This is a genomic window from Dyadobacter luteus (assembly GCF_003383615.1).
In the GTDB taxonomy this organism is placed as follows: domain Bacteria; phylum Bacteroidota; class Bacteroidia; order Cytophagales; family Spirosomataceae; genus Dyadobacter; species Dyadobacter luteus.
In genome coordinates this window covers 139,905-162,374 of the sequence record NZ_QNUL01000007.1, presented here as the reverse complement: position 1 = coordinate 162,374, position 22,470 = coordinate 139,905, and the positions used below count along the sequence as shown (strand labels likewise).

Sequence of the window (22,470 nt, the reverse complement as noted above, 5' to 3'; positions counted from 1 at the left end):
TTCATAAAGAAAATGCGGATACTTGTTGCTCCTGATAAATTCCGGGGATCGCTGGAAGCCGGCGAAGTATGCAAAGCTATGGAAGCCGGTATTATGCTGGCTTATCCTGAAGCTGAAGTCATAGCCATGGAGCTGGCGGATGGCGGAGAGGGTACCATGCAAATTTTAACAAGATTGGCTGGTGGGCAACAGGTGAAAGCGCATGTTCAGGATCCGCTGGGGCGACCTATTGATGCATTTTACGGAATATCTTCGGACGGAAATACGGCCTATATTGAAATGGCCGCTGCTTCGGGTCTGAATTTGCTTGATCCTTCAGAGCATAACCCGACGCAAACCAGCACATTTGGGACAGGACAACTTGTCAGGCTGGCAGTGGAAGGTGGAGTTTCAAAGATTATTCTGGGGATTGGTGGTAGTGCTACAACGGACTGTGGTATGGGCATGGCCGCCGCATTGGGTTATGTTTTTTTGGATAAAGAAGGAAACGAACTTTCACCTGTCGGTGGTAACCTGCATCTTGTTGACCGGATTGATTCTGAAAAGGTGATTCCCGAACTGCATTCGGTTAGTGTCATTGTAGCCTGTGACGTCACTAACCCGCTTTACGGTGAAAATGGTGCAGCATATGTTTATGGTCCGCAGAAAGGAGCAGATCAAGAAATGGTGGCTTTTCTTGATAATGGACTCAGGCATTTTTCAGAAGTTGCAACCAATCAGTTTCATCAGGATGTAAGTCAGGTACCAGGCGCAGGAGCTGCCGGAGGGCTTGGTGCCGGCTGTCTGTGGTTTTTAAATGCAACACTTAAAAATGGTGTCGGTATTGTGATGGAGCAGGCTGATATTGCTTCGGTTATTGAAAAGTCGGATTTGGTCATTACTGGTGAAGGCAAGGTGGATCAGCAGACATTGAAAGGAAAAGTGGTGAAGGGGCTTGCAGATATATGTGGTGAATACAATGTGCCCTTGGCCGTAGTGTGCGGATCTTTACAAATTTCAGCTCAGGAAACCAGAGATGCCGGGGTTACCTATGCAACTTCTATTCTGAATGCTCCTATGGATCTGGATGCTGCGCTTTCTCAGGCAGGTCAGTTGGTTGAAGAGGCAACTTTTAATCTGGTACGGTTGTTTTTTCGGAAATAACGCCTGGATTTTTTCCGGTTTAACAGACACGAATTCTCAGAATGCCTGAATTTAATTACAAGGAAGAACTCTCAAAAATCCCCTTTGATCCTGGTGTTTATCGATATTTCGATGAAACCGGAGAGATTATATATGTAGGTAAAGCAAAAAGCCTGCGCAACCGTGTCTCCAGCTATTTCCTCAAATCCAGTCAGCACGACCGTAAGACAAAAAGGCTGGTTAGTCAGATCAGAAGGATAGAATATACCATCGTTAACAGTGAATGGGACGCTTTGTTACTGGAAAATCAGTTAATTAAACAGCTTCAGCCTAAGTTCAACATTCTTTTAAAAGACGATAAGACTTACCCGTTCATTTGTATTACTCATGAACGATTCCCCCGCGTATTTGTAACTAGAAATCTGGACAGGAAAAAAGGTACCTACTACGGTCCTTTCGCCCAATTACGTTCCATGCATGCTTTGCTGGATATGTTTAAGGCGCTGTATACGATTCGTTCATGCCAGTTGCCGTTGACTAAAAGTAACGTGGAAGCGGGGAAATTCAAGGTTTGCCTGGAATATCATATTGGTAATTGTAAAGGTCCGTGTGAAGGTTTGCAGGGAGAAGAGGATTATGATGTGGAAATTGAACAGATTCATCAGATACTGAAAGGGAATCTGGCTTTGCCACAACAATATTTTAAAGAAAAGATGTTAGCTGCCGCTGAACAGATGGCTTTTGAACAAGCGCATGCCTGGAAAACCAAGATAGAGCATCTTTCTGTTTTTCAAAGTAAAGCAACAGTGATCAATCCCAAGATCGGGAATATTGATGTGCTCACCATCGTATCGGATGAAGAGGCGGCGTATCTGAATTTCATGAAGATCAAGCAGGGCTATATGGTAGCAACACAGACCATAGAGCTCAAAAAGAAGCTGGACGAAAGTGATACAGAAATTCTGGCTATGATGATCGTTGAGATGCGCGAAAAGTATGGCAGCGAAGCCAGGGAAATGCTCTGTAATATCCGGCCGGATCTTGAAATGAAATTAGAGGTGAATGTCCCTCAGATTGGCGATAAAAAGAAATTGCTGGATATGTCCATGAAAAACGTGATGTATTTCCGGAGAGAGAAGGCGGAGCGTCGTGAAGTGGAGGCTTCTGCCACAACTTCTAAAAAGGACAGGGTGCTGATCAGACTTAAAACGGATTTACAGCTAAAAACACTTCCCCGACATATTGAGTGTTTTGATAACTCCAACATTCAGGGAACAAATCCGGTGTCGGCCATGGTGTGTTTCAAAGAAGGAAAACCTTCAAAGAAAGATTACCGCCATTTCAATATTAAAACTGTAGTAGGGCCTAATGACTTTGCTTCGATGAATGAGGTAGTTGGGAGGAGGTATTTACGTTTAATCGCTGAAGACCAGCCATTGCCGGATCTGATCGTTATAGATGGGGGGAAAGGGCAGCTTAGCGCAGCCTGTGATGCATTGAAAGGTCTTGGGATTTATGGACAGGTTCCTATTATTGGTATTGCCAAAAGACTGGAGGAGATTTATTTCCCTGAGGATTCTCTGCCTTTGTATATCGATAAAAAATCCGAATCTCTGAAATTGATTCAACAGATCCGGGATGAGGCGCACCGGTTTGCTATCACTTTCCACCGCGACAAACGAAGCAAGGGAAGCCTGGTGAGTGAGCTTGAAGGGGTTGATGGCGTAGGTAAAGTGACTGCCACGAAGCTATTAAAACACTTTGGTTCTGTCAGAGCTATTCGGGAAAGCTCGCTGGAGACATTAACTCCCCTGATCGGACTGGATCGTGCCAGGAAGGTTCGTGCCTATTTCGACGCCATGGCACAGTAACTATTACTTCCCGATAGATTTCCCGACCACATAACCGGATGCCCATGCATTCTGAAAATTGAAGCCTCCGGTTATGCCATCCACATCGATTACTTCACCTGAAAAAAACAAGCCTGGTATTTTTTTACTTTCCAGTGTTTCAGCATTGAGTTCAGAGAGGGCCACGCCACCGCAGGTGACAAACTCTTCTTTGAAAGTAGTTTTTCCTTTTACTTCAAATTGACTGTTTGTCAGCATGTCAACGAGGCGATTCAGTAATTTATGCGGCGCTTCCGACCAGATCAGATTGTCAGGAATTTCAGCCTGTTCTGTAAAAGTTTTCCATAAACGTGAGGATAAACCAAATTTGGCGTGACTACTGATCTGTTGTTTCGGAGTCTTGCTTTTCTCAGCAACCAGAAATTCACGTAACTGCTGCTCATTCATTTCCGGAATCCAGTTAATACGGCATGTAAATTCATAGTTCTTATCTGCCAGGTCTCTTGCGCCCCAGGCCGATAGTTTGAGAATAGCCGGCCCGCTGAATCCCCAGTGCGTAATCAATAGTGGCCCGCGCCATTCATGTTTGGTACCTGAAATTTTCACAAGCGCATCCTGAACAGATACTCCCGCTAAGGGAAGCAAATAGTTATCTGGTGTATTAAATGTGAAAAGAGAAGGATTCGGAGCAATAATTTCATGTTGTTCGATCCAGTCGAATCCCGAACGTTTGGGAAAACCTCCTGTCGCAATCAGCAATCGGTCACAATGAACTATACTGTTGTCATCCATAGTTAGGGCGAAGCCGGACTCATCTTGCGTAAATGATGTCACACCTGCCGATGTCCTGATAGCAATACCAAGTTCTCTTGCAGTTCTTGTTAAGCATTCGATGATCGTATGAGATGAATCAGTAGTGGGAAACATCCTGCCATCTTCTTCCGTCTTGAGATTTACGCCACGACTTTCAAACCAATCGACAGTATCCTGTGCGCTGAACTGTGATAAAAGTTTACGCAACAATTTTTCTCCTCTCGGGTAATTTTTGATATAGAACCTGAGATCGGAAGGACGGTGTGTTACATTGCAGCGGCCACCACCGGATATACGTACCTTATTAAGTACCGTTCTGTTTTTTTCCAGAATTTGTATACCTGAACCAGGAAAAGTCTCAGCAGCAGTAATTGCTGCCATAAATCCGGATGCGCCTCCGCCGATAATAACAATTTGCATAACAAAGTGAAGTTGAATACAAAAATGAGAGGTAAGTTTTAAAAACTGTTCATTCTTTTCCTATCTTTCTTCAATCCTAAAAATAATTTTACTTATTCATCTATAAACTATATGCGTAATATTCTTGTCATCGGATTAGGTAAGGTAGGCTCCCTAGTGGGAACTCTACTGAGTAAAAGATTTACAGTAACAGGCATTGATAAGGTGATTCCTGATACAAAGCTGCCTTTTCAGGTTATGGAAGGAGATATTTTAAAGCCTGGTTTTTTAGAAGGCATTTTCTCCGATTTCGACGGAGTTGTGTCTTGTATGCCCTACAACCTGAATCTACCTATTGCCAAACAGGCATATCAATCCGGAATTCATTATTTCGATCTTACTGAAGATGTGCCCACAACAACTGCGATCAGAGAAATGGCTAAAGACAGCCGTGGTGTAATGGCGCCTCAGTGCGGACTTGCGCCAGGTTTCATCGGTATTGTAGGTGCAGATCTGGCAAAGAGGTTTACCAAACTTAGAGATATTGAACTACGGGTTGGAGCATTACCGCGTTATCCGAATGGCCTGATGGGTTACTCCTTTACATGGTCTCCGGCTGGGGTTGTTAATGAATATATCAATGATGCAGAAGTGATTCATAACGGAGTCAGGAAAATGGTGCCTTCTCTTGAAGGGATTGAGATGATTAATATTGAAGGACAGGAGTTTGAGGCATTCAGTACATCCGGCGGCTTAGGAACCATGTGTGAAACGTACGAAGGCAAACTGGATACTTTAAATTACAAGACCATTCGTTATCCGGGGCATTGTCAGCTGATGCGGTTTATGCTTTACGAGCTGATCCTGAAAGAAAAAAGAGAGTTAGTAGAAAAGATACTGACGGAAGCGAAACCACCGGTTCAGCAGGATGTGGTATATGTGTATGCCGTGGTGGAAGGATGGAAAGGCGAACAACTGGAAAGAGAGGAATTTTACAGAGCCTACCACCCGGTCAATATTGACGGACAGCACTGGCGAGCTATATCCTGGACAACCGCTGCTTCCATTGCGTCTGTAGTGGAAATGGTTGCGGATGGGAGTTTGCCTTCCAAAGGTTTTATTAAACAGGAAGATATCGTCCTTGCCGATTTCCTGAATACGGGAAATGGTCAGTTCTTTAAAGATTGATGTGGTTGGTAGTTTGTGGTATTATGTACAAAAGCATTTAATTAAATGGCAGATATAAAAGCAGTTCTTGAAAAATTAAAAATAGCGTCTTCAAATAAGGGGTTGAGTACCGGACAGAAGTTTTGGGACGGAGCAGCGGGAACATTAATTTCCTGGTCACCAGTCGATGGTCAACAAATTGCGGATGTTACGATAGCGGGGGAGTCGGACTATAACCAGCTTGTGGATTCAGCGGTAGCTGCTTTCAAAGAGTGGAGGCTCGTACCTGCGCCCCGTCGCGGGGAGATAGTGCGACAAATTGGAGACAGTCTGCGCGGACACAAGCAAGATTTGGGAATACTTGTTAGCTATGAAATGGGTAAAAGCCTGCAGGAAGGCTTGGGGGAAGTGCAGGAAATGATTGATATATGTGATTTTGCTGTAGGATTATCACGTCAGTTATATGGTCTTACCATGCATAGCGAGCGTACTGACCACCGCATGTACGAACAGTGGCATCCGTTGGGAGTTGTTGGAATTATTTCAGCGTTCAACTTCCCTGTGGCAGTGTGGTCGTGGAATGCGATGCTGGCTTGGGTGTGCGGTAATGTATGCATTTGGAAACCATCTGAAAAAACGCCTCTTACGGCACTGGCATGTCAGCATATAGTTGCTGAAATATTCGAGAAAAATAATCTGCCCGAAGGGCTTTCATGTTTACTTACCGGTGATAGCAATGCAGGGAAATGGCTTTCTGCTGACCATCGTGTCGCGCTGATATCTGCCACAGGAAGCACGAGGATGGGCCGGCAGGTAGCAGAGACAGTGGCAAAGCGTCTTGGGAAAAGTTTACTTGAATTAGGTGGAAATAACGCAATCATCATCACTCCTTCTGCTGATCTGAAGGTAGCCATTCCTGCAGTGGTTTTTGGGGCTGTAGGAACTGCCGGGCAACGTTGTACATCCACAAGGCGACTAATCATCCATAAAGATGTCTATGAAGAAGTAAAGACACGGCTTGTTAAAGCCTATTCCCAACTTCGGATCGGAAATCCATTGGATGGAAAAAATCATGTAGGTCCGTTGATAGATCAGCAGTCGGTGCAACAGTATGAAGTAGCGGCTACAGCGGTGAAAGAACAGGGCGGAAGTTTTCTTATTGAACCTCAAAAACTGCAGGGTTTAGGTTTTGAATCAGGTTGTTATGTAGCACCTTGTATTGCAGAAGTAGAGAATCACTTTCCAATTGTACAGCATGAGACATTTGCTCCGGTGCTGTACCTCATTCAATATGATAGTTTGGATGAAGCCATTGCATTACAAAATGATGTTCCGCAAGGATTATCATCAGCAATTTTTACATTGAATATAAGAGAAGCCGAAAGGTATTTATCGGCATCGGGCTCCGACTGTGGTATCGCAAATGTAAATATTGGTACGTCAGGAGCGGAGATAGGGGGGGCATTTGGTGGAGAGAAAGAAACCGGCGGAGGACGCGAATCCGGGTCTGATGCCTGGAAAGCTTACATGAGGCGTCAGACTAATACCATCAATTATGGATCAGTATTACCGCTTGCGCAAGGGATAAAGTTTGAGATCGACTGATTATATTTTAACTTTGTTACAATAAGGCACACATTATAATCAATACAGAAACATTCGATACTATGAAATACAGGCTTACTTCTGAGCAAATCGCCTCCAAAGTGGCAGGTGAGACAGTCATACTCAATCACAGCAAAGGTGCTTACTACGGATTGGATGAAGTAGGAGGGCTTGTTTGGGATTTACTGGAAAAAGGACCTCAAACGAAGGAGCAATTGTGCGAAGCTGTTCTGGCAGAATATGATGTTGACAAGGCAGATTGTGAAACAGATGTAGAAGATTTACTGAAAGATCTGATTTCAGAAAGACTGATAGAGCAAGCTGACTGATCAAATTGAAAAGTCTACACACATATCGCAACAGGTGGAAACAACTTCGCAATGAAGAAAAAATGCTTTTCTTTAAAGCTTCTGTAAGTTTGTTGCTTATTAAGTCGGGCTTGCTTTTGTTGCCTTTTCCCACCTTCAGAAAAGTCTATAACCGATTGGCAAAATCGGACAAAAAGAAAGACGTGTCAGGTCAGCAAATTGATGCTGCGGTATGGGCGGTGAAGTCAGCAGCAGATCATCTACCTGTGGAACTGCTATGTCTGCCCAGAGCATTAGCTACCAAATATTTACTCCGTAAAGTTCCTGCTTTAACTTTGGAAATAGGTGTGGAAATCACCCCGGCCAAAGTATTTGAAGCGCATGCCTGGGTTGAAAAGAATGGTTCGGTCATCATTGGTGACTGGCCGGAAACTGTTTCCTACCAGCGTTTATGGGTATGGGAATGATAAATTAAAATAGCCTTCTTCGATGTACTTCTATAAAGCATTTGGATTAAATATTTGCTCTGAAATTAGTTTGCCTGAGTTGAGTATCGGTGAAAATGTGCCTGATATTGACCTCTATATAAAAGCAGGGGATATTCAGTTGCCTAAATTACTTAAAACTCCCATTTACCGGCGTGGTATCCGTGCCATGTTTGGCAAGGGAAAAGCTGGAAGCTTAATTTTACACTGGCCGGAAATAGCCGATTTTGAGGCTATAGACGGAAGCACCCTCATCGTATCTCCCTACACAACTGATCCTAATTTGATCAGTTTGTTCACTGTAAGCGAGGCTATAGGTCTGCTACTATTCCAAAGAGGCCATTTTCTGCTTCATGCGAGTGCAGTGAAAGTGGGTAATGAAGCCTGGTGTTTTATGGGAAACCCCGGAGCCGGAAAGTCGACAACCGCAGCAGCATTTATCAAGACTGGCTGTGAATTACTGAGTGATGACCTCACGGCAATTACTTTTGACTCTACCGGCGCACCGTATATTGTTCCGGCCTATCCGCAATTAAAAATCTGGGACAATACTGTAAAAGGACTGGAATATGACAGAAATGAATTACAGCCTGTAAGCGAAGGAGTGAACAAGTTTTCTTATCATCCGACTGCTGATTTTCCTCAGGAACCCGTAAGGTTGAGGGCGGTATATTTTATTCATAAGGCAAAAAACCAGGCTGTGCTGACTTCACTTGCGGCAACTGCTATACCTATCGAGACGATTAAAAACTTTCCTTTACCTGTTCAGCTGTTGAAGGGGGATAAGCTGAAAGAGCATTTTAAGCAGAGTTTTCAATGTGCAGTTCATGCGGAGATGTGGCGAAAACGTAGACCTGACGGCTTTGCCAATCTGGAAAAATGGGTGAATGACAGTATTTCAAGCGTATTAAATCCCGTCTGATGCCTGCACAGTTCTCTGATGAAATGAATTTATTGCTTTCAGCATGTTTGCAGACCAGGTTGACGGATGCGTCAAATCCTGATGAAGTGACCCTGAAAAGAATGGTTCGCTATCATGGCGTCAGACCGCAGTTCCTGAACTATCTTCATCAGAGTGGGATCAGTGTTTCTTTTCAGAAAGAGTTGATTGAGGAATGTCAGCGAATCGCCTTTATCAATTTACTGTCTTTACGGGAGCTGTCCGGTTTGTTCAATATATTGAAGGAGAACGGTGTAGTTTGCTATGCGTATAAAGGAAGCGTGTGGGCCGACTGGCTGTATGGTGACGTAGGCAAAAGGGAATTTGGTGATATTGATTTGCTCATTGATCGTGCGACCTTCCAACAGGCTTTAAAACTACTTGCCAAAGCAGGTTATCATCCTGATCCTTATCGTCAGTTTCTTTTAGAGTCTAAGTCCCGTACTGAAGCATTTTTTCGTACCGACTATCACATTCCCCTGGAAAATACAGCTTCTGCTACGTCCAGTATGGTGGAAGCACATTGGGAAGTAGCATATCCCCGTTTACACTTTCAATTTCCATCCGGTGAATGGAACCAGTTTCATAAAGAGTACACTATTCAAAACATAAAGATTGATGCGTTTAGTAACGAGTATCAGTTTTTACTGCTTTTGGTTCACCATGGCGGTAAGGAACAATGGAGTCGTTTGAAATACATCGCTGATTTTTCAGCATTTATGATAAGGTGGGGAAGTGAAATAGACTGGAATCTTGTAGCAAAGCTTGCCAGAGAAAAGGGTATTTATACATTACTTGTCCGTAGCCTTGGTTTGTTGAAATCTCTTGGATTACCATGGAGAGATGCGTGGCAAATTCAACCTGAAGCGGTGGATGTAACCTCATTTATTAAGACCTGGACAGAAATGCCGCCGGCAGCTTCTAATTCTTCCTGGCCTTATTTCTTGCATGGTATGTCTGTTCACGATGGTCTTAAGCATAAAAGTAAGGTGCTTACCAAGCACCTTGAGTATCTTTCCGAAGTAGGTCTATTGCTTGACAAAGCACGCTGGTACAGGCAAAATCCTAACTCAGATGTACTGTAATAGTACCATCAACAGTATGTCCCTTGGCAAGAATGTTCAATCCTTCTCCATTGTTAAAAGCATCTACATTACCGGTTAAAGGCTCAATGGCTATGCAATCGCGTGTTGGTGGTGTGTACAATACCAGATAGTTAAACTTGCCTTCGCCAGTCTCTTGTTCAATATTCAGGGTTACATGCTGGTTATCTGAAATCAACCTTGTTGTTACAGCAGCACTTTCGGTATTTATAATAAAGCAATTATCGAGTTCATTTTTATACAGAAGCATCGGTAATTGCTCATTGAACGGAGCAACTCCTTGCGGTATCATATTGTCGTCGAACTTCACAATTTGACTGGACGGGATATCTATTTTCCATGCATCCACGTCTTCATTGCCAAGCATGAAGTAAGGATGCCAGCCAAACATGACGGGACACGGCTCATGACCCTCATTAATAGCGCTGTAACTAACAGTAAATTTTCCGTCTGCACTAAGTTTATAAGTAACAAAAAATCTGACCTGAAACGGATAACCTTCTGTGTTATCTAAGTGGAAAGAAAGTTTAATACTCGCAAAGTCAGGATGCACAATCTGTTCTTCGAGCTTAAACGGATGTTTCCTCACAAGCCCGTGAATTGCATTACGTCTGCCTGTCTCGTTTTTACTAAGCTGATATTTTTTTCCAAGAAATGTATATTGACCATCCGGTATACGACTGGCAAACGGGAACAATAGCTCACTTGCACTTTTGGTATCCTCCTGGAGGCTCAGCGGAGTGGGTGGTGTCTTGATGACCGAAAAAAGCGTCAAACCTTTACGAAGGGATAATTGTCGCACTATTCCACCAAGTTCCGGGATAATCACACATCGGTTGCCCGATTCACTTTCCTGTAAAACGTATTCTGTCAGTTCGCCGAATTTTTGTTTTATAATTTCGAAGGCCATAGTTGCATTGATTTAGGGAAAATGTGAAACTAATGTATAAAATAAAAGCCGGACAGTTGAGGACTATCCGGCTTTTAAAAATTAATTTATGCTATTCGTTTGAAGCATCTTTGCTTTCAGCAATCATTTCATCTTCCGATGGTTTTACTTCTTGTTTTTCCTGATCCAAAGAATGTTTTACAACTTCCTCATGAATAGCTGCTTCTTCATTCGAACGACGATTGATATAAGCCTGATAGCTTGTTTCCTTATCAAAAGGACGTTTGCCAATCAGTTTTTCCAGATCAGCCTGGAATAAGATCTCTTTTTCGAGAAGTTCTTTTGCAAGCACTTCCAGCTTATCTCTTCTATCAGTCAGCATTTGCTTCACGAACTGGTAAGCTTTATCAATCAGATTTCTTACTTCTTCATCAATAGCCTGAGATGTAGACTCAGAATATGGTTTTGTGAAGGCGTAATCACTTTGCTTCGAATCGTAGAAAGAGACGTTACCGATACGCTCATTCATACCATATACAGTAACCATGCTGTAAGCAAGTTTGGTTACTCTTTCCAAATCGCTCAACGCACCTGTAGAAATTTTACCAAAGACTACATCTTCAGCGGCACGGCCACCGAGGGTCATACACATTTCGTCAAACAATTGCTCGGTACGATACAGATACTGTTCTCTCGGTAGATATTGTGCATAACCTAAAGCTGCAACACCACGGGGAACAATAGAAACTTTTACCAAGGGATCGGCATGTTCCAGGAACCAGCCCGCTACAGCGTGACCAGCTTCGTGGTAGGCAACGATCTCCTTTTCTTCAGGAGAAATCAGTTTGTTTTTCTTTTCCAATCCACCGATTACACGGTCCATTGCATCCTGGAAATCCTGCATGGTTACTTCCTCACGATCGCGACGGGCGGCGATAAGTGCTGCTTCGTTACAAACGTTAGCAATCTCAGCTCCGGCAAATCCGGGAGTTTGAGAAGATAATTTTTGAATATTAACGTCACTTGATAACTTCAATGGTTTCAAATGAACTTTGAAGATAGCTTCACGGCCAATTACATCTGGCTTGTCAATAGAAATCTGGCGGTCAAAACGTCCCGGACGTAGCAATGCAGGATCCAATACATCCGGACGGTTGGTCGCAGCTACGATAATTATTCCCGAGTCAGTCGCGAAACCATCCATCTCAACAAGAAGGGAGTTCAGTGTATTTTCACGTTCGTCGTTAGAACCAGGCATAGCACCTCTTCCACGAGAGCGACCTACTGCGTCAATCTCATCAATAAAGATGATACAAGGTGCTTTCTCTTTTGCTTGTTTGAAAAGGTCACGTACACGTGCAGCACCTACTCCGACAAACATTTCAACAAAGTCGGAACCCGACAGAGAGAAAAATGGCACGCCTGCCTCTCCTGCCACAGCTTTTGCAAGGAGTGTTTTACCAGTTCCCGGAGGTCCTACAAGTAAAGCTCCTTTTGGAATTTTAGCACCAAGTTTCTTGAATTTGTCAGGAAATTGCAGATACTCCACAATCTCTTTTATCTCTTCTTTCGCTTCTTCAAGACCGGCAACATCATTAAACGTTATTTTTACCTTGTTTTCAGCATCAAATAATGTCGCACGTGAACGGCCAATATTGAAAATCTGTCCACCCGGACCAACACCTCCTGACATTCTGCCAAGTATAAAATACATGACAAGTATCATTACAATAAAGAATCCCCACGTTCCCAGGAAACTATACCAGTCATTGCGGGTGTCAACTACAAGCTCAGCTTTATCATTGGCAGGAGTTCCTTCCTGCATTTTTTCAAAGTCCTTCTTGAACGTTTCAGCGGATGTTACCTGAAACTGATAGTGTGAAACAGACTCTCCGCCAAAGTACGTATTCTCTTTGTTCAGGGATTTATATTTATCCGACTTCAGCGCTTCAGGTTTTAATGTAACCTCAACGGACTTATCATTAACAATCGTTACACGGGCGACTTCTTTGTCGGCCATCATTTTCTCAAAACGCTTTTGAGTTGTTTCACGTATCGTTGATGTCCGGTTCAGGTAGGTAATCCCCAGTATAGTAGCTACCAAAGCGGCTATAATCCATCCCTGATAACCTTTCTGCGGACTTTTCGGGCCTAGCGGCCCTCGCTTATTATCGTTTTCAGACATTCTGTGTATTAATTAAGAGAAATATACTAAACAACATTTACAAAGCGGTGAGTGTTCACTGCTCTGTCAGTTCAAGCCACGGAGTCTTCAAAGTGCGTTACAACAGCATCACCCCATAACTCTTCGAGATCATAATGTTGGCGACGGTCTTTATTAAAGATATGTGCAACCACATCGACATAGTCTATCAATATCCATTCCCCATTGGCTTTACCCTCTTTTTGCCATGGTTCGGTTTGAGAAACCTTGTACACTTCGTCCTCTATAGAGCTGGCAAGTGCGTCGATTTGTGTATCGGAGTTACCCGAGCAGATTACAAAAAAATCAGTAATTGAATTTTTAACATTTCTGAGATCCAGAATTGCTATATCAAGCCCTTTCTTTTCCGCCATTCCTTTAGCTACAAGCTCGGAGAGATCTTTTGATGATAGTTCTTTATTTTTGCGTTGTTTCATGCGTAATTGATTCCCATTTCTATAAACTCTAAAGTAAAGCAAAAAAATTGTACAACACTATACATAATACCCTAATTATTGGCAAAAAGATAATATATCTGCCAAGTTGTCATTCAACAAACGACATAGCGGCTGAATTAGTGCATAGTGGTATAGGAGAGGAGGGGACTGTTGTCATAGCCGACAACCAAACTGGCGGAAGGGGTCAGCGAGGAACTACCTGGCATTCTGAACCCGGGCAGAATCTGATGTTTTCGCTCATCCTGCAACCACGGACTGTGGCAATTGATCAGCAGTTTTTGATCAGTCAGGTAGTCGCCTTGGCGATTTATGACATGCTTCGGGTGCACACGGATCAGGTGAAAATCAAATGGCCCAATGACATTTATGTGTCAGGTAAAAAACTGAGTGGAACCCTCATTGAAAATTCTATTCAGGGTGGCAGTATTTCCCATTCCATCGTAGGTATAGGAGTCAATATCAATCAACTCGTATTTGAGTCAGGCAGGACTTCCTCACTGGCTCAGGTTATAGGCAGACAGGTATCTCTTAAGGAAGAATTTGACAGAATAATAAGCTTCCTGGATATCCGGTATCAGCAATTGCTTCGAAGTGATGGCTACAACAAAATCCGGGAAGAATATCTTTCGCATTTATATGGTTTTCAGTCTCCTGTACTATTCCGTTACAATAATGAAGACGTAAGCGGAATAGTACAGGGAGTTGCTGAAAGCGGACAGATTCTTGTTCAGTTAAACGGTGAAGAGGAAATCAGGTCCTTTGGTTTAAAAGAGATTGAATGGGTTTGGAATGCTTAACCCCATTTGCCTAATACGGCCATTGCTATCGCGCATATTCCGAGTCCGAGAGATTCTCTCGCCAACTCTATATTCATGCTTCTCATTTGCATCTGATCGAACAATACGCCTTCGAATTCCGGTGGCCATTGAAGTATTGCACCAATGACATAGCCTGCTGCCAGGGCATAATATACCCAGGAAGGCCATAGATCCCGTAAACTCATATAGCAGCCTAATGCAGCAAAGCTATATATCCCTATCCAGATGCCCGAGTCCGGATCGTTGACCTGCAGGTAAGAGAATATGATGAACATAATACCCAGGCCGATTTTTAGTAACGCTTTCATTGATGTACAGAATTATTATTGTTGACAGAATTGGCTCATCGCTGATACAGCATCAGAATACCCTAGATTGGCAGCTTGCTTGAAATTGCCACAACTCAGATCTTTTTCTCCCTCATACCACTGCGACAGCCCGAGGCCATAGTATGCTTTCCCATATTGAGAATCCAGTTTAAGAGTCTGACGGAATGCCAGAGACGCTTTTGTATAGTCTTTTTGTCTGTAGTACGTATTACCAAGATTGTACCATGCCATTTTGTTATTCTCGTTCAGTTTTGTGGCTTTTTCGAAGTCCTGAACTGCGTCTGGCAGTTTTTCAAGCAATGCAAGCAGTTCACCACGATTCAAAAATACATCGGAGGTGTCAGGTGCAAGAGCGGCGGCCTTGTTGTAATCTGCCAGAGCAGAGTCAAGGCGGTTTTCACTTTTTTGCAACAGAGCGCGGTTAAAATAGGGACGATAGGAATCGGGGGAAATTTTGATGGCCTGATTAAAATCAAGCATCGCATTCGGATATTCCTTCAATTCGTAGTAGGCTACCCCACGCAAATTGAAAGCTTCGGCGTTTGAAGTATTTTTTTCAATGGCTTTATTGATGAATTCGATGGCTTCGCGGGTTTTTCCTTCGCGCATTAAATCCTTCCCTTTTTTCAGGAAAGCATCAGAAGATTGGGAGCAAGAGGTGATGATAAATAAAAAAAATAAAAAAAATTGACGCGGCATAATTGTTCATTTCTAGATGGTTCGCACAAAAGTAATCGGAAAGTGATGCGAATGTTTTCTTTTTGTCAATAAAATGTCTTTATCTTTGCAGCGGCAAATCGGAACTACTAGCTCCTTCCGAATCCCCCAGGTCCTGACGGAAGCAAGGGTAGGTGGTTGATGCAGTGAGATTCTCGGTTTGCCTTTTTTTGTGCCTTTCTATTTCAATTCACATCTTTCTTTTTGGTTTGATTATCGTTTTCTACTTTTGTGAGAAATTAAACCATACAATTCCCGATATGAAATTTTTTATTGATACCGCAAACCTTAAAGAAATTAAGGAAGCGCACGAGTTAGGTGTTTTGGACGGAGTAACAACAAACCCTTCTTTGATGGCTAAAGAAGGAATCACAGGTAAAGACAATATCCTGAGCCACTACAAGGCGATCTGCGATATCGTAGACGGTGATGTAAGTGCTGAGGTTGTTTCTGTTGATTTGGAGGGAATGATTCGTGAGGGCGAAGAATTGGTTGAAATCGATAGCAAGATTGTTGTGAAGATTCCAATGATCAAAGAGGGTGTGAAAGCACTTAAATATTTCTCTCAGAAAGGTATCCGTACCAACTGTACTTTGATTTTCTCTGCCGGACAGGCTCTTTTGGCTGCCAAGGCTGGCGCTACTTATGTATCTCCTTTCATTGGTCGTCTTGATGATATTTCAACAGACGGAATTGGTTTGATCGAGCAAATTTTGACTATCTACCGTAACTACGGCTACGAAACTCAGGTTCTTGCTGCTTCAGTGCGTCACCCAATGCACATTATCCAGTGCGCAGAAGTTGGAGCTGACGTAATGACAGGCCCATTGAGCGCAATGGAAGCATTGTTGAAGCACCCACTTACTGACATCGGTCTTGAAAAATTCCTTGCTGATTACGCAAAAGGAAATTCAAAGTAATTGACAGGTAACAACAGTAATATTTCAGGTCTGGTCACGTTCTGATATCCTCAGAACATGACAGGTCTCGGCAGTCGGAGGCAGAAGCTATGGTTTTTGTTTCCGACTGTGTTTATAATGAGAGCACACTGAGTTTTTTGAAACCTTTTTTAGTTGACTATGACTGAGGCAGCAGAGCCGATTATTTTACTGGATCGGGCAGACATTTACCAGGGAGATCGCCCTGTACTAAATGATGTGCATTTTGAAATCAAGAATGGTGAGTTCGTGTACATGATTGGAAGAACCGGTAGTGGTAAAAGTTCGCTTTTGAAAACTTTATACGCTGACCTCTGGTTGCATACTGGTTCAGCTAAAGTAGCAGGTCACGAGCTCCACAAGATCAAACGAAGCGATATTCCTTTTCTGCGACGTAAAATCGGGATTGTTTTTCAGGATTTCCAATTGTTGTCAGACCGCTCTGTTGAAGACAATCTTTCTTTTGTACTTCGTGCAACAGGCTGGAAAGATAAAGGTAAGATTTCAAAACGTATTGCAGAAGTGCTGATGCAGGTTGGGCTTGGTACTTCACAAAAACGCATGCCGCATCAACTTTCGGGAGGTGAGCAGCAGCGTGTGGTAATCGCAAGGGCCATGCTCAACGAACCTAAAATATTAATTGCAGATGAGCCTACAGGTAATTTGGATCCGGAGGTAGCCGATCAGATTATGCAGGTCTTTAAAACCATCAACAACGCAGGTACTGCCATTCTGATGGCAACACATAACCACGAATTTTTGCGTAAGTTTCCCGCCCGCGTACTGAAATGCGAAAACGGAAGCGTTACAGAAGGTTGATTCCGAGTAACAGGTATTAGCTGAAGTTATAAATACTAACCGAAAAAGGTTCAGAGTTTACAAGTCCCTTACCGGGATCTGCAAATTCTGAACCTTTTTTATTGATTAGATTTGTCAGGTAATTCTTACTTCTTTACCTCTTACTCCTCTTATCAAAAATCTACTTCGCCTTCATATCAATAAAAGGAATGATCATTTCTTCCAAAGAAACTCCTCCATGCTGGAAAGTATCTCTGTATAAATTCACATATTGATTATAGTTGTTTGGGTAAGCAAAGAAATAATCCTCCTTGGTAAACACATATGAAGTGGACACGTGTGGTTTTGGAAGGAACAATCTCTCAGGCTTTCTGCATACCATCAGGTGGTTGTCGTCGAATCCAAGATTTTTACCGTGCTTGTAGCGAAGGTTGGTGTTGGTTTCTCTGTAACCAATAATTTTAACAGGCTTCTGAACCCGAATCATCCCGTGGTCTGTAGTCAGGATTAATCTTGCTTTTTTCTCAGCTATTTTTTTGATGAAATCAAGCAGAGGAGAGTGCATCAGCCACGACTTGGTAATGGAACGATAAGCTGCTTCGTCCGGTGCAAGTTCCTTGATCATCTGTACGTCCGTGCGTGCATGTGACAGCATATCAACGAAGTTGTAAACGACCACATTCAGCTGGTTATTCAGCAGGTTATTGAAGTTATCAATAAGTGCTTTCCCTTGGTTGGTATTCAGGATTTTGTGATACGATGACCTTATATTCAGATGGTTTGTCTCCAATTGTTTTTGAAGGAAATCATATTCATGATTGTTCAATCCTTCTTCACCATCCGGTGTATTTTCATCACTCACCCACCATTGCGGATGCTTCCTTTCCATTTCACTCGGCATCAATCCGGAGAAAATCGCGTTACGGGCATAACCTGTGGTGGTTGGGAGAATAGAATAGTAGGACGATTCTTCCTCGATATTAAAGTACTCCTGAAGAATCGGCTGGATCATCTTCCATTGATCGTAGCGGAAGTTGTCAATTAAAAGGAAAAAGACCGGTTCGTCGGACCCTTTAAGATGCGGGAACACCTTCTGCTTCATCAACTGATGAGATAGGATTGGTTTGTCAGACTTCGGATCATTCAGCCAGTCTTCATACTCGTCTTCAATGAATTTACAGAAATTGGCATTAGCATCACTTTTCTGCATGCTGAAAACCTCCGACATGCCATCGTCATCAGAATTTTCCAATTCCAGTTCCCAGTAGATAAGCTTTTTATAGATATCAGCCCATTCATCATGACCTATCCGATCCTGGTATTGCATGGCCAGGTTGCGGAATTCCTGCTGGTAACTTAATGTGGTTTTTTCAGTAACAAGTCTCTTGTTATCAAGTATTTTCTTAACCGAAAGTAGTATCTGATTTGGGTTCAGCGGCTTAATGAGGTAGTCGTCGATTTTTGATCCGATCGCATCTTCCATGATATGCTCTTCCTCACTTTTGGTAATCATTACCACAGGAAGATTGGGCTGCTGTTGCTTAATTTGAGCCAGGGTTTCAAGACCAGTCATACCAGGCATCATTTCGTCAAGAAAAACGATGTCGAAGCGATCATTTTCTATCCGGTCCAGGGCATCTGCTCCGCTGTTAACAGGCGTAACGTTATAACCCTTGTTGGTAAGAAACATGATATGTGGTTTCAAAAGATCTATTTCATCATCGGCCCAAAGAATATTGTATTGCATAAGCGGGGATTCTTATTTAATGATTTTAATTAAAAACTTTACAGGATAACGAGTCGAAAAGTAAACTCGTATAAGATTTACCGTTTTAACCTATTTTAACATTTTCTCAATACAGGTCCCAAAAACACTAAAAATACCACGCCAGAGCGACTACAGAAATTTGCGGGAAACCTTGTCAAGATCTTCCGGCGTATCTACTCCATGGGAGTCGTCGCTGGTTACAACTGCACGAATTGCATAGCCATTTTCAAGCCATCTGAGCTGTTCAAGTGCTTCTGCTTTTTCCAAAGAACTTACCGGCAATTGCGTAAGCGATTCCAGAATGTCTGAACGGTAGGCATATATACCGATGTGTTTATAGAATCTGTGATGCTGAAGCCATTCTTCTTTTTCATGATTGCGCAGATAAGGAATGGTTTGTCTGCTGAAATACATGACTTCATTTCGCGTATTAAGCACAGCCTTGGGAACATTCACATTGAAAAGCAAATCTTCCTGATCAATCACCTTTACCAGTGTGGCCAATTGAGTTTGTCCGTCCAGCTCATTAGCCAGATTGTTAATAGGATCCGGGTTTATGAAAGGTTCATCACCTTGAATATTAATTACATAATCAAATTTTCCTTCTGTTTTAGTTAGTGCTTCGAAGCATCTGTCTGTGCCGCTTTGGTGCTCAGTAGAAGTCATCACTGCCTCACCCCCGAAATCCCTGACATGATCCATTATTCTCTGATCGTCGGTGGCTATAATTACTTTATGAAGTTTTTCTGCTTTTAACGCCTGCTCATATACTCGCCGGATCATGCTTTTCCCACCAATGTCGGCAAGCGCCTTGGCTGGAAATCGGGTGGATGCATATCGGGCGGGTATTATTCCTAAAATTTGCACAGATATTGGTGTTAGATTGTTTACTTTCAAATTTCGTTTCAAAATAAAGCTAAAAAATTGCAAAAACTTTTTTCACATCAATTTTCGCGAAATATATGGCGGATTTTACCCGACCAGGACAACGAGAGTAATTTATGGGCAATTGAGCTGAGAAGTGGACAAAACAAAGAAGTTTCTTTTGCGGTGATTGATACAGGTCGTTCGGAAGTGCTGTGGGAAGCCTCGGTGGTGGGTGCGGATTGGTTTAGCTCTATGACAGCTTTTTCTTACAAACACCTGTTTTTACATAACTACAGGCATTCTGATATTCCCGAGCCGACAGATTTGCTCATGATAGACAGTGGTAACGGAGAATTGCAATGGGCTCTTCCCAATCATGTATTGGTCAGAACGATTGATCAAGACAAAATTGAGGTAGCGACGAGGTTTGGTGATAAATACAAATATCTGCAGTGTAAAGCGGAAACCGGTTTGGTTGTTTCGGATAGAGAAACAGACGGAGAATCGGAACATCGGCAAATAATTTTAGCTGAGCCGGTTCGTTACATGGTTGGAAACGACTATTTTGACCAGCTGGCATCTTTTATTTCCCGTGTTACTGACGGGCATGTTCCTGTGGCTATTGATTATCTGGATAAAAGACCCTATATGATGTTTTCTTATTATCTTTACGAGCAGGATAAAATATCAGAATATCTGTTGATAATGACCGATCAAATGGAGCAATTACTCCACGAAAGGCTATCTGAAGGCAGAGAAGGAATAGGGAGATCGACAGTGTTACTTAAGGGAAGAAATCTGGTCTATTTGAAGAACAACAACGAATTTAAAAGTTTAACACTATAATATTTAAATGAAGTATATTTTTTGCCTGGCTCTGATCGCCGGTTTATTTGGAGGGTTTAGTACACGTGCTAACGGAAGTGTAGCGGTAGATTCAGTGGGAGTTGAAAGGGTTGGTGGTAAAGTATTTATACTACACCGGGTGAATCAGGGGCAAACGATGTTTGCCGTTGTGAGAAGATATGGAACAACTATTCACGCATTACGAGAGGCGAATCCGGGAATCAGTGATCAGATACAATTCGGGCAAACGATAAGGGTTCCTTATACTCCGAAGGGGGCTGCACCAAAAGAAGTAAAGAAGGAAGAAGTGAAAGTTGCTGAAGCTGTGAAACCGGCAGAAACAACAAAGACAGAAGTTCCCAAAGCTACTACTCCTGCATCAGCTACCACCACTACTGCGGTAGCACCGAATGGTATACACAAAGTTGAAGCAGGACAAACACTGTACCGTGTTGCCGTAAAATACGGCGTTTTAATGGCTGATCTCAGAAAATGGAACAACCTGACAGATGACAATCTGAAAGATGGACAAGAGCTGATCGTAAGTGAGAAAGCAGGAGCTAAAACGCCTCCACCAGCACCTGCCCCCGCGCCTAAGGTGGTTGCTACCACTGTGGTAAAAGATTCTGTGAGAGCTAAAACTGCAGTACCCGAAAAAGTTGTAAAACCTGTTGAAGAGGTAGTGGCACCTAAAGTGGTGAGTGGTAAGAGAAAATCAGAGTCAGGGTTGGCGGAAATGATTGAAACAGATGAGAGTACGAGTAAGTTTTTGGGATTACACCGCACCGCACCGATAGGCGCGCTGGTCGAAGTCCTGAATGAGTATAATCAGGAAAAAATTATCGTGCGTGTAATAGGCCGTATACCTGATACGAGTATTAATGATGACATTGTGATCAAGCTGTCATCGAGGGCATTTGAGAAAGTTTCGCCTAACAGCAAACGTTTCCGTGCTGTAGTAAGTTATTTGGAATAATTGATACATAGTTATTTATGAAACATTCACCACAATTCCGCTCTAAAAGAGAAGAGGAAAGAGCCGCACTGAAAAACACGACCGGCTATAAATTGTGGAGTGCTCTTTTTACAGTACTTTATCCTTTTATCGCCATTTTTACTTTTCTTTTTTCAGGAATAGTAATGTTCTTTTCAGGCATATCCAGAATCCTGGCTTATTTCTTAGGAAAAACAAGTGCAAAATAGTTTTCAGGAGACCAGTGTCTTTTCTGCGTATGTATCTGATTTGCTGGAAGAGAAGACAGCTTTATATAACAAGCCTGATTTCATTCCCCATGATCCGATCAGTATTCCACACCGCTTTTCCAAAAAACAGGATGTAGAAATTATGGGTTTTTGGGCTTCGGTGCTGGCTTGGGGACAGCGCAAAACCATTATTAACAAATGTCTGGAGTTAGCTGTCATGATGGATAATGCTCCGCATGACTTCATGCTCAACTATGAGGATAGTGATCTCAAACCATTCCTGAACTTCAAGCATCGTACTTTTAATGCCACGGATACCTTGTATTTCCTGGATTTTTTTAAAAACTATTACAGCAAACACGATTCTCTCGAATTTGCTTTCAGCAATTTTGTATCGAAAGACGATGTGACTATTGAGAATGGACTTATCGGTTTCAATACCCTTTTTCGAAACTCAGAGAATTTCCCTGCCCGCACCGGAAAACATATAGCCAACCCACTTCGTAAGTCATCGTGTAAACGTCTCAATATGTTTCTGCGTTGGATGGTCCGTAAGGACGACAAAGGTGTAGACTTTGGTATCTGGAACCACATCAGTCCTGCACAACTGGTATGTCCGTGCGATGTACATGTGGATCGCGTTGCGCGATTACTGGGATTGATTAAAAGACCTGTCACAGACTGGCAGACTGCAGTAGAATTGACGGCTTCATTGCGAACATTAGATCCTAAGGATCCTGCAAAATACGACTTCGCTTTATTCGGACTTGGAATAGAAGGATTCGCAACACCGGCAATCCTGAATAACAGATTTCAATCTCTTTAAAAGTAGATTTTCTTGTAA

Annotated in this window: 23 protein-coding genes; 15 read left to right on the top strand and 8 right to left on the bottom strand. The window is 42.7% G+C overall.

Going from position 1 to position 22,470, the window contains the following annotated elements:
* Positions 1-12: 12 nt before the first annotated feature.
* Positions 13-1,143, top strand: coding sequence for a glycerate kinase (locus tag DSL64_RS11790; RefSeq protein WP_115831093.1), 1,131 nt, complete (start codon positions 13-15; stop codon positions 1,141-1,143).
* 41 nt (positions 1,144-1,184) lie between these two features.
* Positions 1,185-2,993, top strand: a complete 1,809-nt coding sequence (uvrC, locus tag DSL64_RS11785) for an excinuclease ABC subunit UvrC (RefSeq protein ID WP_115831092.1) — start codon at positions 1,185-1,187, stop codon at positions 2,991-2,993.
* Positions 2,994-2,996: 3 nt separating this feature from the next.
* Here uvrC and DSL64_RS11780 read toward each other — a convergent pair whose 3' ends face one another.
* Positions 2,997-4,205, bottom strand: coding sequence for a BaiN/RdsA family NAD(P)/FAD-dependent oxidoreductase (locus DSL64_RS11780; RefSeq protein WP_115831091.1), 1,209 nt, complete (start codon positions 4,203-4,205; stop codon positions 2,997-2,999).
* 111 nt (positions 4,206-4,316) lie between these two features.
* Here DSL64_RS11780 and DSL64_RS11775 point away from each other — a divergent pair, with 111 nt between their 5' ends.
* The 6 genes from DSL64_RS11775 to DSL64_RS11750 all read left to right on the top strand — a co-directional run bounded on the left by DSL64_RS11775 (position 4,317) and on the right by DSL64_RS11750 (position 9,774).
* On the top strand, positions 4,317-5,372 hold the full coding sequence (locus DSL64_RS11775; protein ID WP_115831090.1) for a saccharopine dehydrogenase family protein: 1,056 nt from the start codon (positions 4,317-4,319) through the stop codon (positions 5,370-5,372).
* 45 nt (positions 5,373-5,417) lie between these two features.
* Positions 5,418-6,956 carry an L-piperidine-6-carboxylate dehydrogenase gene (amaB, locus tag DSL64_RS11770; RefSeq protein ID WP_115831089.1) on the top strand — a complete coding sequence of 513 codons (1,539 nt, stop codon included), beginning with the start codon at positions 5,418-5,420 and terminating at the stop codon, positions 6,954-6,956.
* Positions 6,957-7,018: 62 nt separating this feature from the next.
* Complete coding sequence (locus tag DSL64_RS11765; RefSeq protein WP_115831088.1) at positions 7,019-7,285, top strand: PqqD family peptide modification chaperone; 267 nt, start codon at positions 7,019-7,021, stop codon at positions 7,283-7,285.
* 5 nt (positions 7,286-7,290) lie between these two features.
* Positions 7,291-7,731 (top strand): lasso peptide biosynthesis B2 protein, encoded by a 441-nt coding sequence (locus tag DSL64_RS11760; protein WP_229217047.1) that lies wholly within the window; start codon positions 7,291-7,293, stop codon positions 7,729-7,731.
* 22 nt (positions 7,732-7,753) lie between these two features.
* The gene (locus DSL64_RS11755; RefSeq protein ID WP_115831087.1) at positions 7,754-8,671 is read left to right on the top strand and encodes a phosphoenolpyruvate carboxykinase (ATP); all 918 of its coding nucleotides are present in this window, start codon (positions 7,754-7,756) and stop codon (positions 8,669-8,671) included.
* Positions 8,671-9,774, top strand: a complete 1,104-nt coding sequence (locus tag DSL64_RS11750; RefSeq protein ID WP_115831086.1) for a nucleotidyltransferase family protein — start codon at positions 8,671-8,673, stop codon at positions 9,772-9,774. The genes DSL64_RS11755 and DSL64_RS11750 overlap by 1 nt, the downstream gene beginning before the upstream one ends.
* Here the strand turns inward: DSL64_RS11750 and DSL64_RS11745 are convergent.
* The 3 genes from DSL64_RS11745 to rsfS all read right to left on the bottom strand — a co-directional run bounded on the left by DSL64_RS11745 (position 9,755) and on the right by rsfS (position 13,321).
* Positions 9,755-10,702, bottom strand: a complete 948-nt coding sequence (locus DSL64_RS11745; RefSeq protein WP_115831085.1) for an aldose 1-epimerase — start codon at positions 10,700-10,702, stop codon at positions 9,755-9,757. The two genes, DSL64_RS11750 and DSL64_RS11745, sit on opposite strands and share 20 nt — an antisense overlap.
* 91 nt (positions 10,703-10,793) lie before the next feature.
* Positions 10,794-12,866 carry an ATP-dependent zinc metalloprotease FtsH gene (gene ftsH / locus DSL64_RS11740; RefSeq protein ID WP_115831084.1) on the bottom strand — a complete coding sequence of 691 codons (2,073 nt, stop codon included), beginning with the start codon at positions 12,864-12,866 and terminating at the stop codon, positions 10,794-10,796.
* Positions 12,867-12,937: 71 nt separating this feature from the next.
* Entirely contained in the window at positions 12,938-13,321 is a 384-nt protein-coding gene (gene rsfS, locus DSL64_RS11735) for a ribosome silencing factor (RefSeq protein WP_115831083.1), read from the bottom strand.
* 47 nt (positions 13,322-13,368) lie between these two features.
* On the opposite strand from rsfS, the gene DSL64_RS11730 reads away from it, so the two are divergent.
* Positions 13,369-14,139 (top strand): biotin--[acetyl-CoA-carboxylase] ligase, encoded by a 771-nt coding sequence (locus DSL64_RS11730; RefSeq protein ID WP_115831082.1) that lies wholly within the window; start codon positions 13,369-13,371, stop codon positions 14,137-14,139.
* Here DSL64_RS11730 and DSL64_RS11725 read toward each other — a convergent pair.
* The gene (locus DSL64_RS11725) at positions 14,136-14,468 is read right to left on the bottom strand and encodes a transmembrane 220 family protein (RefSeq protein ID WP_115831081.1); all 333 of its coding nucleotides are present in this window, start codon (positions 14,466-14,468) and stop codon (positions 14,136-14,138) included. The two genes, DSL64_RS11730 and DSL64_RS11725, sit on opposite strands and share 4 nt — an antisense overlap.
* A 15-nt stretch (positions 14,469-14,483) precedes the next feature.
* Complete coding sequence (locus tag DSL64_RS11720) at positions 14,484-15,188, bottom strand: tetratricopeptide repeat protein (RefSeq protein WP_115831080.1); 705 nt, start codon at positions 15,186-15,188, stop codon at positions 14,484-14,486.
* Between the two features lie 278 nt (positions 15,189-15,466).
* Here DSL64_RS11720 and fsa point away from each other — a divergent pair, with 278 nt between their 5' ends.
* Together fsa and DSL64_RS11710 are read left to right on the top strand one after the other, a co-directional pair.
* Complete coding sequence (gene fsa, locus DSL64_RS11715) at positions 15,467-16,126, top strand: fructose-6-phosphate aldolase (RefSeq protein WP_115831079.1); 660 nt, start codon at positions 15,467-15,469, stop codon at positions 16,124-16,126.
* Between the two features lie 159 nt (positions 16,127-16,285).
* On the top strand, positions 16,286-16,963 hold the full coding sequence (locus DSL64_RS11710) for a cell division ATP-binding protein FtsE (RefSeq protein ID WP_115831078.1): 678 nt from the start codon (positions 16,286-16,288) through the stop codon (positions 16,961-16,963).
* 160 nt (positions 16,964-17,123) lie between these two features.
* Here the strand turns inward: DSL64_RS11710 and porX are convergent, their stop codons facing one another.
* Entirely contained in the window at positions 17,124-18,689 is a 1,566-nt protein-coding gene (porX, locus tag DSL64_RS11705; RefSeq protein WP_115831077.1) for a T9SS response regulator signal transducer PorX, read from the bottom strand.
* A gap of 150 nt (positions 18,690-18,839) precedes the next feature.
* The gene (gene kdsB, locus DSL64_RS11700) at positions 18,840-19,577 is read right to left on the bottom strand and encodes a 3-deoxy-manno-octulosonate cytidylyltransferase (RefSeq protein WP_115831076.1); all 738 of its coding nucleotides are present in this window, start codon (positions 19,575-19,577) and stop codon (positions 18,840-18,842) included.
* 57 nt (positions 19,578-19,634) lie between these two features.
* Here kdsB and DSL64_RS11695 point away from each other — a divergent pair, with 57 nt between their 5' ends.
* The 4 genes from DSL64_RS11695 to DSL64_RS11680 are packed head-to-tail and all read left to right on the top strand — an operon-like array spanning position 19,635 to position 22,452.
* Positions 19,635-20,423: a DUF4905 domain-containing protein gene (locus DSL64_RS11695; RefSeq protein WP_158547908.1), complete on the top strand. Its 789-nt coding sequence runs from the start codon at positions 19,635-19,637 to the stop codon at positions 20,421-20,423.
* Between the two features lie 7 nt (positions 20,424-20,430).
* Positions 20,431-21,399: a septal ring lytic transglycosylase RlpA family protein gene (locus tag DSL64_RS11690; protein WP_115831074.1), complete on the top strand. Its 969-nt coding sequence runs from the start codon at positions 20,431-20,433 to the stop codon at positions 21,397-21,399.
* A 17-nt stretch (positions 21,400-21,416) separates the two neighbouring features.
* Entirely contained in the window at positions 21,417-21,626 is a 210-nt protein-coding gene (locus tag DSL64_RS11685; RefSeq protein WP_115831073.1) for a hypothetical protein, read from the top strand.
* The gene (locus DSL64_RS11680) at positions 21,616-22,452 is read left to right on the top strand and encodes a TIGR02757 family protein (protein ID WP_229217044.1); all 837 of its coding nucleotides are present in this window, start codon (positions 21,616-21,618) and stop codon (positions 22,450-22,452) included. The genes DSL64_RS11685 and DSL64_RS11680 overlap by 11 nt, the downstream gene beginning before the upstream one ends.
* Positions 22,453-22,470 lie beyond the last annotated feature (18 nt).

Bases quoted from the DNA above. Each gene is read 5' to 3' on its own strand.
- DSL64_RS11790 (WP_115831093.1), top strand. From the start codon at position 13: ATGCGGATACTTGTTGCTCCTGATAAATTCCGGGGATCGCTGGAAGCC.
- uvrC (WP_115831092.1), top strand. From the start codon at position 1,185: ATGCCTGAATTTAATTACAAGGAAGAACTCTCAAAAATCCCCTTTGAT.
- DSL64_RS11780 (WP_115831091.1), bottom strand. From the start codon at position 4,205: ATGCAAATTGTTATTATCGGCGGAGGCGCATCCGGATTTATGGCAGCA.
- DSL64_RS11775 (WP_115831090.1), top strand. From the start codon at position 4,317: ATGCGTAATATTCTTGTCATCGGATTAGGTAAGGTAGGCTCCCTAGTG.
- amaB (WP_115831089.1), top strand. From the start codon at position 5,418: ATGGCAGATATAAAAGCAGTTCTTGAAAAATTAAAAATAGCGTCTTCA.
- DSL64_RS11765 (WP_115831088.1), top strand. From the start codon at position 7,019: ATGAAATACAGGCTTACTTCTGAGCAAATCGCCTCCAAAGTGGCAGGT.
- DSL64_RS11755 (WP_115831087.1), top strand. From the start codon at position 7,754: ATGTACTTCTATAAAGCATTTGGATTAAATATTTGCTCTGAAATTAGT.
- DSL64_RS11750 (WP_115831086.1), top strand. From the start codon at position 8,671: ATGCCTGCACAGTTCTCTGATGAAATGAATTTATTGCTTTCAGCATGT.
- DSL64_RS11745 (WP_115831085.1), bottom strand. From the start codon at position 10,702: ATGGCCTTCGAAATTATAAAACAAAAATTCGGCGAACTGACAGAATAC.
- ftsH (WP_115831084.1), bottom strand. From the start codon at position 12,866: ATGTCTGAAAACGATAATAAGCGAGGGCCGCTAGGCCCGAAAAGTCCG.
- rsfS (WP_115831083.1), bottom strand. From the start codon at position 13,321: ATGAAACAACGCAAAAATAAAGAACTATCATCAAAAGATCTCTCCGAG.
- DSL64_RS11725 (WP_115831081.1), bottom strand. From the start codon at position 14,468: ATGAAAGCGTTACTAAAAATCGGCCTGGGTATTATGTTCATCATATTC.
- DSL64_RS11720 (WP_115831080.1), bottom strand. From the start codon at position 15,188: ATGCCGCGTCAATTTTTTTTATTTTTTTTATTTATCATCACCTCTTGC.
- fsa (WP_115831079.1), top strand. From the start codon at position 15,467: ATGAAATTTTTTATTGATACCGCAAACCTTAAAGAAATTAAGGAAGCG.
- DSL64_RS11710 (WP_115831078.1), top strand. From the start codon at position 16,286: ATGACTGAGGCAGCAGAGCCGATTATTTTACTGGATCGGGCAGACATT.
- porX (WP_115831077.1), bottom strand. From the start codon at position 18,689: ATGCAATACAATATTCTTTGGGCCGATGATGAAATAGATCTTTTGAAA.
- DSL64_RS11690 (WP_115831074.1), top strand. From the start codon at position 20,431: ATGAAGTATATTTTTTGCCTGGCTCTGATCGCCGGTTTATTTGGAGGG.
- DSL64_RS11685 (WP_115831073.1), top strand. From the start codon at position 21,417: ATGAAACATTCACCACAATTCCGCTCTAAAAGAGAAGAGGAAAGAGCC.